The following is a 13,175-nucleotide window of genomic DNA, read 5'->3' on the forward strand; positions in this document are numbered from 1 at the left end:
TCATATGGAGTACTTCGAACGATTTGCTATACCCCATCCAAGCCCAGCTATCTATGCATCGATGGTTGCGATTGGACTGACGGTGATAGCAGTTATAGTTGGCTTAACCTACTTTAAAAAATGGGGCTACCTTTGGCGTGAATGGTTAACAACCGTTGATCATAAACGTATTGGTATTATGTATCTAATTTCTGCCCTTCTGATGCTTTTCCGTGGTGGAGCAGATGCGATTATGATGCGCGCCCAAATGGCTGTACCTGACAATACATTACTTGATGCGCAGCATTATAATGAAATCTTCACAACACATGGAACAGTCATGATTATTTTTATGGCCATGCCTTTTATTATGGCCTTTATGAATTATATTGTGCCCTTACAAATAGGTGCAAGAGACGTTGCTTTCCCACGTTTGAATGCTTTAAGCTTTTGGCTATTTTTCATGGGGGCTATGCTACTAAATATATCCTTTGTTATAGGTGGCTCCCCTGATGCTGGCTGGACGAATTATTTCCCTCTAGCAAATAATGAATTTAGTCAATCTGTAGGAACAAACTATTATTTATTTGCCTTACAGATTTCAGGTCTTGGCACATTAATTACTGGTATTAATATGATTGTGACGATACTTAAAATGAGAGCATCAGGCATGACGCTTATGAAAATGCCGATGTTTACGTGGTCTTCATTAGTAGCAAACGTGATTATCGTTTTTGCTTTTCCAGTTTTAACGGTTGCCTTAACGATGGGAACTTTTGACCGACTATTTGCTACTAATTTTTTCACAACTTCCGATGGTGGTATGGATATGCTGTGGGCAAACTTTTTCTGGGTCTGGGGGCATCCTGAGGTTTATATTCTGATTTTACCTGCCTTTGGGATCTACAGTGAGATTATTTCTACTTTTTCAGGTCGAAATCTCTATGGCTATAAATCAATGGTCGGCTCCATGGTGATCATTTCCTTCCTTTCGTTTTTAGTATGGACACATCATTTCTTTACGATGGGACAAGGTGCTTTAACAAATAGTATTTTCTCGATTACAACGATGGCCATTGCCGTTCCAACTGGTGTTAAAATTTTTAACTGGTTATTCACCCTGTGGAAAGGAAAAATTGTTTTTACAACGCCAATGCTTTACTCCATGTTATTTATTCCTACTTTTACAATAGGTGGCGTAACGGGTGTAATGCTTGGCATGTCAGCAGCTGACTATCAATACCATAACACAATGTTCTTGGTTGCCCACTTCCATATGGTAATTATTCCTGGTGTTGTCTTTGCTATGCTAGCTGGTTTACATTACTATTGGCCAAAAATGTTTGGCTTTATGTTGAATGAAAAAATCGGCAAGTGGACGGCTTGGATTATTGCTATCAGTACGTTACTAGCCTTTATGCCAATGTTTGTCTCTGGCTTAGATGGACAAGCACGACGTATGTACACTTATTCTGCCTCCACTGGCTTTGGATTATGGAATATGATTTCGTTTATCGGTGCAATTGGCTTAACAATTGGTTTTATCTTAATTGTTTACAATGTTATCTACAGTATTCGTTATTCACCAAGGAATGTTGGGTCGGATCCATGGGACGCTCGCACGTTAGAGTGGGCTACACCAAGCCCTGTGCCTTACTATAATTTTGCCAAGGTGCCACATGTGATTTCAACGGAAGCGTTATGGGATGCAAAATATCATCAGCATGAACTGTTCCCAGAGCCATATGAAAAGATTCATATGCCGAATAATAGCGGTGTGCCTTTTATATTAGGATGTATTTTCTTTGCATGGGGCTTCTCCTTTGTTTTCGGAATGTGGATACCGACAATTCTCACAACCATTGGTATTTTTATTTGCATGGCTCATCGTTCATTGGAAAAAGATCCAGGACACTATGTACCTGTCGAAAAAGTGAAAGCAACGGAATCGAAATTGCGAGGTAGTCAATTATGAAAATCGATCAATCACTCCCTTTAGAATATAGTACTCAGCAAAATCAATTGAATATATTAGGCTTCTGGGTGTTTATTGGTGCTGAAATTATGCTCTTCGGCACATTATTCGCAGGTTATTTTGTTTTAGTAGACCGTACTGGGAATGGTCCAACAGGAGCGGAGATTTTTGAAATTACACCTGTTTTATTTGAAACGTTTATTCTTTTAACAAGTAGCTTTACCATTGGCTTAGGTATACATGCTATGCGTAAGGGCTACACGAAAGCAATGATAGGTTTCTATGTTTTGACAATAGTACTCGGTGTCGTTTTTATTGGTTTTGAAGTTTACGAGTTTATGCACTATATTCATGTTGGTGCGAGCTTACAGACGAGTGCCTTTACGGCTGCCCTTTTAACAACATTAGGAACACATGGTGCACACGTTACCTTTGGGGTATTCTGGGGAATGTTCATCGTCTATCAGCTCATCCAACGTGGCTTAACACCAGAAACAGCCAATAAATCGTTTATCTTCTCTTTATACTGGCACTTTTTAGATGTGGTCTGGATTTTTATTTTCAGCTTCATTTACTTGAAAGGAATGGTGTAACATGAATGATTTATTCCCGATGAAACAAGTCATGGGGTTTGGTGTGTCCATAATCCTTACGATCCTTGCGGCATGTGTATATTTTTTCAATCTATCTTTTCCGATTACCATGACTATTTTATTAGTCACAGCATTTATTCAGGCAGGCTTGCAGTTAGTTGTCTTTATGCATGCTGGTGAAACAAATGATAAACCAGCCATCTATACCAATATTTATTATGGTTTAATCATTGCGCTCGTTACCATTTTCGGAACATTATTATGTATGATTTGGGGTTATATCTGAATAGAAAAAAATCGTCCTTACTTTAACTTAGTAAGGATGATTTTTGTATGGAAACGCATGATATTCAAAAGACAATGAGGGTAAACAATTCTTTGAAATTTTCACAATCAAAGTAAGAGTCCACTTTCATTAATTGTGATATGAAGTGATTCGTGGTTGAGCTTGGTTGAATGGTATTAATATAGGATTGCCTTTATCAATAATTATAGAGGATGTTGTTTCATTTATGACGCCAATTTTATCGATTTCCTCGTTTCTTACAAGATTTTTTTGATATTCATGAAAATAATAAATGATGAAATCGATAATCAGAATTATTTTTTCCTCCCAAAATAGTATCATCTTCTGCTGGATTTTTGTTGAACAATCATGGGGTTGTATACGTTAATGACAGCATTAAATGTACTTTTTCATCCGAGTGATTGATATACGTGTGAAGTTCTTCACCCTTGAATTTAATGACATCCCATTGGTTTAGCTGATGGGTTTTCTCTCCGACCTTTAGCTCCAATTGCCCATTTAATACAAGCACAATTTCCTCGGAGCCTGCTAGGTGACACTCGCTGTATTCACTATTCGGTTCAAGACGACCTCTAAACCACTCAGTCCCATTTGTTTTGAATAATGGATCAACAAACCAGTCGTTATTATGACCTACGAATTGATAGTCTGAGCCAAAACGATGAACCTCTATATTTTCCTCAAAAGATAGTAAAGCGACAAGCGGAATATTAAGTCCTCTACAAATTTTCCAAAGAATATTTACAGTCGGATTCGTTTCCCCTCGTTCGATTTTCCCTAACGTCAATTTACTAACATTGCTGACTTTCGCCAGTTCCTCTAAACTCATCCTTTTGCTTTTTCGAATTTCTCGCAAATTTCCTCCAACTTGTCCAGATAAGTCGATATGTTCCTCCTGCATTCTGCACACCCCTCCCATTGACTTTGTATAAATAGTATATTATAGTATACAAATCGATTAATTATAGTTTATTTTTAAATTTAAAAGTTAACTATAGTATATCAAATAATAACTAAAAGAGGTGTTTTCAGTGATGGCGAAATCAAAAAACTTTCCGATTATTTGGAGCGTTTTTTCTTTGTTTATACTATCTATGAATTTACGAGCTTCGATCACATCTATCTCGCCAGTATTGAAAAATATTCAAATGGATTTGCAGATGACAAGTGTTGTTGTAAGTTTATTAACAGCACTTCCCGTATTTTGTATGGGGATTTTTGCACCATTGGCTGGTAAGCTAAGTGAACGATGGGGTATCGAATGGACGATTGGGCTATCCGTTTTATTAATTGGTGTATCAACAGCTTTACGGTTAGTGGCGACTTTTCCTTTATTTTTATTAGTAACAGCTATTCTTAGTGGGATAGGTATTGCTATTACAGGCCCACTGATTTCAGGCTATATCAAAAAGGAATTTCCTAAATATTCTTCTACGATGATTGGTGTATATTCTGCGGGTATGGGAATTGGAGCGTCTTTGAGTGCTGGTTTAGTTGTGCCTGCTATGCATGCTTTTCATCAATCCTGGAACGCAGCTTTAGCAATATGGTCGGTATTCGCTCTTATGGGTATTATTGTTTGGATTCCAATTATCAAAAAATCCAAACAATCTCAAGAGCCATTAGAGAAATCTGCAAGCCAAAAAAGTCGACTACCTTGGGGAAACCGATATGTTTGGCTCCTTATGGTCATGTTCGGTTTACAATCTGGCGTTTATTATTCCCTAGCGACATGGCTCGCTCCAAAAGTACAGGATATGGGATATAATGATGCCTACGCCGCAACAACGGTAACTATTTTTTCTGTCATGCAAATGATTTGTAGCTTTATTATTCCCATTATCATTAATAACAGCGTGAAGAGAAAGCCTTGGATGCTACTGTGTGCTTCAAGCTCCTTTATTGGCATTTTGATGTTAATTCTGGGCGGCATCTCGCCTATTTTCTGTGCGACGTTAACAGGGATCGGTGCTGGTGGTTTATTCCCGTTAGCAATGATTTTACCTTTAGATGCTACAACTACACCAAAAGAGGCAAGTGAATGGACAGCGATGATTCAATTCGGTGGCTATATCATTAGTGGTATCATTCCAATGCTTGTTGGTGTCATCAAAGATATGACGAATACATTTGACGTTGCCCTTATCACCTTATTATTGATCATCATCATTATCATGGTGCTGACGTTAAAGGTTAAAACAAAGATGGAATCAGCTACTATTCGCGTACTTCCTAATAGATGAGGTAAGGAATATTAAAACCGTGTTTAAAGAAAGTAGACAATCTATTTTTTGAGATTTTAGTTGCTAAAAAATTTATCCAACAACATTTTTACGTAGTTCTTTATATGCTACAATTCACTATAAATGAGGAAGGAAGATGTTTTATGAAAATATCCGTTTATGTTGCAAGTGCTTTTAGCAAGGATCATCAAGGCGGGAATAAAGCAGGAGTGGTATTGAATGAACATACATTGACCACTACTCAAAAAATGGCGATAGCCAAAGAATTGGGCTATGCGGAAACCGCATTTATATCAGCATCTGAAATGGCTGATTATAAATTTGAGTATTTTACACCAAAAGAAGAGGTTGATTTATGTGGTCATGCCACAATTGGCTCTTTTACGATACTGATGCATTTAAATAAACTTTTCAAGGATCGCTATACAATTGAAACAAACAGCGGTGTTCTTACTATTACGATAAAAGATGACATCATATTCATGGAACAAAATAAACCGAAATTTTATGATGTTATATCTCCAAACGAGTTTATCGACTGTATTGATAGTAAAGCTATAGACAATAAATACCCGATTCAAATTGTCTCCACGGGCTTAAAAGATATTTTAATTCCTATAATAAGTGAAACACAATTACATGCACTGCAACCTAATTTCGAAAAGATTAAAGAAATCAGCAAGTACTATCATGTTGTCGGGACCCATCTGTATACTTTTAATGACGATCGAATTATATGCAGAAATTTTGCTCCACTATATGACATCAATGAAGAAGCAGCGACTGGCACTTCTAACGGTGCATTAGCTTGCTATCTTTATGAACAGCACCACTTGCAAAAAGAAGTCTATGTATTTGAACAAGGTTATTCTTTACACTCTCCTTCCGAAATATTAGTTAAACTAGCAACCAATAGCAAGAATGAAATAGAGAAAGTTTATGTTGGCGGCAAAGGCTATTACTGTGAAACTAAATATTTAAAAGTAGAAAATATGGAGTGAAAATAATTTCTCAACCTCAGACTGTAGATTTTCTGAATTTTAATTTAAAAATAGAACAATAGATAAAAAGACAAACACATTATTTAATTGAACAATGTGTTTGTCTACAATGAATGCCTTTTTTCCACCCTTATAAGGAACCGTATGTTGACCATTTATAGTCAAGATAACGGTTTATTTTTTATAATAATAAACCTACTTTAATCCCTTTATTTAAAATATTTTGATACTCAATATAGTCATAGATATCGTCATCGATGAACGAACTTAATTCTTTCAATTCATCCATTGTTAAATCTTCAATGGCTTTTTTATGATCTTCACAATAAATAACAATGGAACCCACGATGCTGTGTGCATCTCTGAATGCAACGCCTTTACTCACTAAATAATCAGCGACCTCTGTTGCATTCAGAAACCCTCCTTTGACTGCTTTTTTCATGTTTTCACTGTTTACCTTCATCGTAGCAATCATTTTTGACATGATTTGTAGACAAGCTAATACGGTATCCAATGCATCGAAAAATGGCTCCTTATCTTCCTGCATATCTTTATTATAGGCTAATGGTAAGCCCTTCATAGTTATTAAGAGTGAAGTCAGTGAACCATATACACGTCCTGTTTTGCCTCGTATCAGTTCAGCGGCATCAGGGTTTTTCTTCTGTGGCATAATACTGCTGCCAGTAGAATAGGCATCATCAATCGTTATAAATCTAAACTCTTGGCTACTCCATAAAATTAACTCTTCACTTAATCTAATAATAATCGAAAAATCGGAATTGAATGATGCGTTCTACAGATGAATGAGGATCGCTGACACCAACTGTATACATTGCTTCCTCCTAATGAAATAACTTTATCTATACCATCCTATAGAGAAATGCCCAATATTTATAATGTCAATTAAAAAAGGCTGTTATGGTATGTGAAAATGTGATCCAATTTCATGTTAAAGCGCTCTTGTTCTTGTTCGAAGCGCTCACTTTTTATCCAATGTCGCTCATATTTCAGCTAGAAGTGATCATCCAACCTAGCAATGGGATGTTAAAGGAAACATAAAGTGCCCTTGTAAGAAGGGCTTTTTCGAGAGAATGAATAAGGCATCGTCATCATTTGTGGTGATAGTGGCTGTCATGCCTTCGATTGTAAAGTCAGGTGTAAAATAGAATACTACTTTTTTTGTGGTATCCTTAATAATGCTTGTTAATACAGTCTCTACATTGGTTGCCTGTAAAGAGATGATATCATAAATATTTAATACCCCTTCTTCTTCCTCCATTACTACTATTGTTTCAAATTCTTCTAAATAGTAAATAGCATGAGGGAAAACTAACGTAAAATAAAACATTAATAAACTTTCATTTTCCTCAACAGCAATCATACTTAAATGGATATAACGATTTTTTGCATACTCTTCAAGGAGTGCTAGATCCTGCTCAATTGTCAGCTGTTGAACGCTGGTCTGCTTTAGTTGAATAGTTCTTGTGGTAAGATCTAAGCTGTATTCACTTTCATGGATTCTTCTAAAACCAAACTTTGGATAAAAATCTAGTACTGTTTTATTGGCAAAGAGATACATGAAATCACAGGCACCTTCGTACTCTTTCATGATATGCAACATCAACTGCTTTGCCAAACCTTGATGACGATAGTGTTCATCCGTCATCACTGTACCGATCTGAATTCCCTTTAATCGCTTGCCATTTATGCGAATCGACATCTTATAAACAGAAGCATTCGCAATCACTTTTCCTTCTCGTACAAATGAGTAAGGAATATATTGGTCACTCCAATATCCTTTGTTATACCACCCTCGAAAATCCAAACCAAATGTTTTCATTGCTAAATCATTAAAACTTGCCTTTAATTTTTCATTGTGACGATAATCACTAACTAAATCATATTTTTCCACGTCTATTCCCTCCAATTTTATGTTTCAATCGCTAATTTTTGTGGGAATCATCACCTCCTAAAAACAGAAAAAGACCCTATGAGAACAAGCTCATAAAGTCCGTTGTATACAAAATATAACTGTGGATTAGACATCATTATGCTTCTCTTTTATCGCAAAAGGGCATCACTAAATGAACCCTATAATTAAAAAAATTATAGGATGGCCCCTTTATTAAATTCATTGGAATTTAATTAGCGATAATTAGTTTTAGCATAAAAAAGCTAATCTCCCTTCTGTTTTTAAGAATACTATTATATTACCGTTATTTGTTAGATATGTCTACATGATGAAAATAAATGAAATAAGTATAGAATACCCCTTTAAAGCCTATTCTATAAACGAAGTTAGCAATGAAGGGAGCCTACCATTTACTATGAAATTTAAACTACCTTTCAACAAACAACAACAACCAGTTCAAGAGGCGCCTAAAGAAAATCTTGTGAGAGTTGCACATGCCACAGATCATTTTATTCAATCGATTAAAAATGCAACGAATCATCCAGCCGATTTAATCATTAAATCTCTTCCACCAAACGTCACCCTTATTTACATCGATAATCTGATTGATGATCAGACTTTAAATAATGATATTATTGCTAATTTACAGAGCAAGCCTCATGATACCCCCGAGGCAATTGAGGTGGCCCTTTCTATTGCAGAAGTTAGTCAAACCGGTCTACTAAGGGAAACCGTAGAATTGATGGTCAATGGTCATGTTGTGATACACATAGATGGTTTTCCACAGACTATTTTAGCCAATATCGCTAGCAGAGAGTCTAGAGCATTGTCAGCGCCTGAAAATGAATCGCAGGTAATAGGTACACAGGTTGGATTTAATGAGAGTCTATCTACCAATGTTTCCTTGATTCGTCGCTACATAGTGAGTCCTAATCTTTGTAATGAAAAAGTAAAAATTGGTGCAAGGACAAGTACCTCTGTCTCTCTTTTATATATGCGTGGCATTGCCAATGATCAAATGGTTCAAACAATGCGTCAACGAATCACAGATCTTTATATCGATGAGCTTATCGATAGTGCCGTATTAGCTGAAATGATTGATGATAATTCACTATCTGTCTTTCCACAAATGCTTTTGACGGAAAGACCTGACAGATTTTGTGATGGCATTTTAGACGGGAAAATTGGGGTTCTCGTAGATGGTAGTTCAATGGCTATCGTTTGCCCCCAAGGATTTACTGAGTTTTTTCAAAGTCAAGAAGATCAAAATTTAAGGTGGCAAATTGCTACTTTTCTTCGTTTATTACGACTGGCTGCCTTCTTTTTATCTGTTTATTTAACACCGTTTTATGTGGCAGCTCTGACATTTCACTATGAAGTGATTCCACAAGCCTTTCTCGTACCATTAAGTGAATCAAGGGCTTTGGTTCCTTTCCCACCCATATTTGAGGCTTTGCTGCTGGAATTTATTATTGAACTACTGAGAGAAGCAGGAGCCAGATTACCAACAAAAATTGGACAAACAATTGGTATCGTTGGTGGTATCGTTATTGGAACAGCTGCTGTACAGGCGGGGATTACCAGTAATATATTGCTGATTATCATTGCGTTAAGTGCCCTAGCCTCTTTTACATCGCCAAGTTATATGATGGGCAATGTGATTCGTCTTATTCGCTTCCCTATTATTATACTTGCAGGATTTTGGGGTTTTTATGGTATCATGCTGGCTTTTTGTTTTATTCTTATTCATTTGTTACGTCAGTCAAGCTTGGGTGCTCCTTACATGTCGCCCTTCTATCCACCGAGGTTGAAGGAAATGCGGGATAGTATTATTAGAATGCCTGTCCCATTAACAGCGAAAAGACCTGCTTTGACAAGACCAAAGGATGAGCATAAATTTGTCCCAGAGCCAGTGAAACCTGATAAAAGTTGAACTGAAGGTGAAATAAATGGCAAAACCTATACAACTTAGCCCTAAAGATATGATTAATGCTTATTTGCTTTTTTTTGTGGTACACGGTGCTCAAATTGGGGTTGGTATACAGGGATTTCAACGCATTATCTATCAGGATGCTAGACAGGATGCATGGATTTCTGTTCTACTGGCTGGGATTGCCACACATCTTGTTACGTTTTGTATGATTAAAACGTTAGAAATTTACGGCTCTGATGATCTTTACGGAATTCAAATTGATATTTTTGGCAAATGGATTGGCAATTTTTTAAATGCAATTTATGTCATCTATTGCTCTGTGGCGTTCTTTTCAGTTTTACGAAATTATATTGAAGTTATACAAGCATGGATTTTTCCTAGCATCGAGACCTGGTTCCTGTCAGCAACTTTATTAATTATTATTATCTATGCCTTTACAGGAGGGCTTCGTGTCATTGTAGGCGTGTCTTTTTTTAGTATCATTCTCTCCCTATGGATTTTCCCAATGTTAGCCTTTCCCATGAAATATGCTACAGTAGAAAGCCTTTTCCCTATTTTAGAAAATGATATTCGCTCTATTTTAAAAGGGGCACAATCAATGACCTTTACCATTATCGGCTTTGAAATACTAAACGTAATTTACCCTTTTGTAAAAGACAAGAAAAAAATTAGAAAACCTGTTCATTTAGGACTATTAGCTACAACCATCATCTATTTAGCCGTGATGATGGTGTCCATTGCATATTACAGTGAAGGCAAGCTATTGAAAACGATATGGGCAACCTTGACATTATTTAGTTTTATCAGCTTCCCCTTTATGGAACGCTTTGAATTTGTAGCTGTTTGTTTTTGGATGCTAATCATTTTACCGAATCTATGTCTGTACTTATGGGCTGCGTACCGCGGAGCAATTCGTTTATTCCCGATAAGTGAAAAGTCGTTTGTTTGGCTATTTTCATTCATCGTTCTAATTGGAACATTATTGGTTCAAACACGGACACAGATTAATACAATTAACACGGTGTTTGGACAAATTGCATTCTACGTAATTTTTGTCTACCCTATTTTACTTTGGCCAATAGCACGACTAAAGAAGAACTTCACATCAAAGAAGGTGAAAAAGAATGAACAAACTTAGAGGAAGATGGATGATTCTTCTCTCCTTTGTTTTTTTATATGGATGTGCACAAACCAATATTTTGGATAAAGTTGGATTAACTACTTTAGTCGGCTATGATGTAGGAACAGAGGATAAAATAAAGACAACAGCTGTTATTCGTGAAGTAAATCCCGAATTTCAAAGCAATGTGGAAGTTCTGTCTACAGAAAACGATACGAGTAAAGGAAATCGGATGGAAGCCAATCGTAAGCTTTCAAAAAAAATCATGGTTGGTCAAATGAGAGTCATCCTATTTGGAGAGGAATTGGCAAAAAAAGACCTTCGCTATTATATTGATACAAACTTAGAAAATGCTAGTGTCAGCAATGGAATCTTTATGGCTATTGCGGAAGGTGAAACAGAAACATTACTGAAATACGAATATCAAAATATTGAGGATATTGGGCAGCATATTTTTAGGTTAATTGAACAAAATGTCAAGCAGGAATACATGATTTCTTCTACACTTCATCAAATTGCCCATGATTTCTATTCATCTGGGAAAGATTTTGCCATGCCTATTATTAAAAGAGATGACGAGCTGGTGGAATTAAGTGGGATAGCTCTTTTTAAAGGCAGCAAAATGGTCAGTACCCTTCCAGCAAAAGATAGCTTTTACGTAAAGATTGTCAGAGATACCTTTAAAGTAGGTTTATATGAAACCGTTCTGGAAAACGAAGATGTACCTTCCGAAATTCTTCAAAAGCCTGCCAATAAAATAACCGTAGCATTTGATGCAATCCAGTCGAAACGAGAAATGAAGTTAGTTGATGCGGATACGCCAACATTTGACCTGAACGTCAAAATCAAATCAAGAGTATTAGAGGTGTACCCTGATATCAATCAAGGGGACCCCAAAAGTGTGGCAGCACTGGAAAAAGCAATCGAGAAAAAATTGTCAAAGGAAATACGTAGAGTGATTGCTCATAGTCAGGAAGTTGAGTCTGACATCTTTGGCTTTGGTGAGAAATATCGAAGCGAAGTAAGACATTCTAAGCTAACAAAGGATAAATGGCAAAAAATATATAAAGACATGAAGGTAAATGTCCATGTTGATTTTACAATTTTAAGAGATGGAGTTTTTGAATAACTAGTGAAATGGTTGCCCTGTCATAACCGATAAAAAGTTTTGGAAAAAATGTTCATAATGAATATCAAAAGCAATACGATGCTTTTTTTCGCCATTATTATTTTCATAAGGTCTTGTCTCGGCAATACTTTGCCCCCTTGCAGGTCCTTCTAACTTATCGACAACGGTTACAGGATAGGACTCATAAATAAACATGTCAGGATAAATGACTGCCATTAGTGTTAACGCATCATGCACGGGACTTCCTAGAAGTGAGGGGTCCCGTTCTTTATAAAAACGTGTATAGTATTCCATTAAGGGCTTTAGAATTTTTGTTTTGCCAAAGGAGTCAATATAGTCCACCATCCCAGGTGTGACAATGGCCTTTTGTGTCGCATTTAAAGGGATGATTGTCACATTCGTTGCATAGGTAAGCACAATATTAACGGCAAAGGGATCACCATGGAAATTCGCTTCAGCCACTGTCGTTACATTACCTGGCACCCAAAATGCTCCACCCATAATATAAAATTCCTTGATATTTTTCATAAGCTCTTTATAAAGGATAAGCATCGTGGCTAGTGAGGTTAATCGCCCAATATTAACAATAATTAGCTCATCATGCTTATACCTTTCAATAATGTTGACGATTTCAAAAAAGTTCTCAATTTTTAATTCGTGATCATCATTTGGGATGATGGGTCCAAGACCTCGTTCACCATGAATTTCTGGGTAATAGGTCGGCTGCTCTCCTGTTAAGGGTACTTCTGCTCCTAAGATCACAGGAATACCTTGAGGGAAGTCGAACAATTTCATGACATAATAAATATTGGATATCGCATCCTCTCGCGATACATTGCCATAATCTGCAACGAGTCCCACAATTTCTATTTCTTGATTAAGCCGTGCGTAGATCAATGCCACCGTATCATCAATGCCAATATCCCCGAATAACAGCACTTTTTTTACCAAACTATGTCCTCCCTTTTACTACCATTACTGTT

At 36.6% G+C, this 13,175-nt stretch carries 12 protein-coding genes; 8 read left to right on the forward strand and 4 right to left on the reverse strand.

From position 1 onward, the window contains the following. Positions 1-4 precede the first annotated feature (4 nt). Genes qoxB through qoxD form a run of 3 tightly spaced genes read left to right on the forward strand, consistent with a single transcriptional unit; the run spans position 5 to position 2,833 of the window. Positions 5-1,954: a cytochrome aa3 quinol oxidase subunit I gene (qoxB, locus tag HCH28_RS15825; RefSeq protein WP_221681989.1), complete on the forward strand. Its 1,950-nt coding sequence runs from the start codon at positions 5-7 to the stop codon at positions 1,952-1,954. Further along, positions 1,951-2,547, forward strand: a complete 597-nt coding sequence (gene qoxC, locus HCH28_RS15830) for a cytochrome aa3 quinol oxidase subunit III (RefSeq protein WP_221681998.1) — start codon at positions 1,951-1,953, stop codon at positions 2,545-2,547. Before qoxB ends, qoxC begins: the two co-directional genes overlap by 4 nt. A gap of 1 nt (position 2,548) precedes the next feature. Beyond that, entirely contained in the window at positions 2,549-2,833 is a 285-nt protein-coding gene (qoxD, locus tag HCH28_RS15835; RefSeq protein WP_221682008.1) for a cytochrome aa3 quinol oxidase subunit IV, read from the forward strand. A 367-nt stretch (positions 2,834-3,200) separates the two neighbouring features. Here the strand turns inward: qoxD and HCH28_RS15840 are convergent, their stop codons facing one another. Next, positions 3,201-3,755 carry a helix-turn-helix domain-containing protein gene (locus HCH28_RS15840; protein ID WP_221682010.1) on the reverse strand — a complete coding sequence of 185 codons (555 nt, stop codon included), beginning with the start codon at positions 3,753-3,755 and terminating at the stop codon, positions 3,201-3,203. A gap of 133 nt (positions 3,756-3,888) precedes the next feature. Between HCH28_RS15840 and HCH28_RS15845 the strand changes: the two genes are divergently transcribed. Further along, positions 3,889-5,097 (forward strand): MFS transporter, encoded by a 1,209-nt coding sequence (locus tag HCH28_RS15845; RefSeq protein ID WP_221682012.1) that lies wholly within the window; start codon positions 3,889-3,891, stop codon positions 5,095-5,097. A gap of 143 nt (positions 5,098-5,240) precedes the next feature. Further along, positions 5,241-6,098, forward strand: a complete 858-nt coding sequence (locus HCH28_RS15850) for a PhzF family phenazine biosynthesis protein (protein ID WP_221682014.1) — start codon at positions 5,241-5,243, stop codon at positions 6,096-6,098. A gap of 181 nt (positions 6,099-6,279) precedes the next feature. Here the strand turns inward: HCH28_RS15850 and HCH28_RS25460 are convergent, their stop codons facing one another. Beyond that, the gene (locus HCH28_RS25460; RefSeq protein ID WP_221682365.1) at positions 6,280-6,864 is read right to left on the reverse strand and encodes an argininosuccinate lyase; all 585 of its coding nucleotides are present in this window, start codon (positions 6,862-6,864) and stop codon (positions 6,280-6,282) included. 264 nt (positions 6,865-7,128) lie between these two features. After that, a complete protein-coding gene (locus HCH28_RS15860) occupies positions 7,129-8,010 on the reverse strand; it encodes a GNAT family N-acetyltransferase (protein ID WP_221682021.1) in 882 nt (293 codons plus the stop codon). 415 nt (positions 8,011-8,425) lie between these two features. Between HCH28_RS15860 and HCH28_RS15865 the strand changes: the two genes are divergently transcribed. Genes HCH28_RS15865 through HCH28_RS15875 form a run of 3 tightly spaced genes read left to right on the forward strand, consistent with a single transcriptional unit; the run spans position 8,426 to position 12,192 of the window. Continuing rightward, complete coding sequence (locus HCH28_RS15865) at positions 8,426-9,943, forward strand: spore germination protein (RefSeq protein WP_221682023.1); 1,518 nt, start codon at positions 8,426-8,428, stop codon at positions 9,941-9,943. Between the two features lie 16 nt (positions 9,944-9,959). Next, positions 9,960-11,081, forward strand: a complete 1,122-nt coding sequence (locus HCH28_RS15870) for a GerAB/ArcD/ProY family transporter (protein WP_221682025.1) — start codon at positions 9,960-9,962, stop codon at positions 11,079-11,081. Further along, complete coding sequence (locus HCH28_RS15875; protein WP_221682028.1) at positions 11,068-12,192, forward strand: Ger(x)C family spore germination protein; 1,125 nt, start codon at positions 11,068-11,070, stop codon at positions 12,190-12,192. Before HCH28_RS15870 ends, HCH28_RS15875 begins: the two co-directional genes overlap by 14 nt. Here the strand turns inward: HCH28_RS15875 and HCH28_RS15880 are convergent, their stop codons facing one another. Further along, positions 12,193-13,143 (reverse strand): nucleoside hydrolase, encoded by a 951-nt coding sequence (locus tag HCH28_RS15880; RefSeq protein ID WP_221682030.1) that lies wholly within the window; start codon positions 13,141-13,143, stop codon positions 12,193-12,195. It lies immediately after the preceding gene. Positions 13,144-13,175 lie beyond the last annotated feature (32 nt).

The organism is Lysinibacillus sp. K60 (assembly GCF_019731275.1).
GTDB lineage: Bacteria > Bacillota > Bacilli > Bacillales_A > Planococcaceae > Lysinibacillus > Lysinibacillus capsici.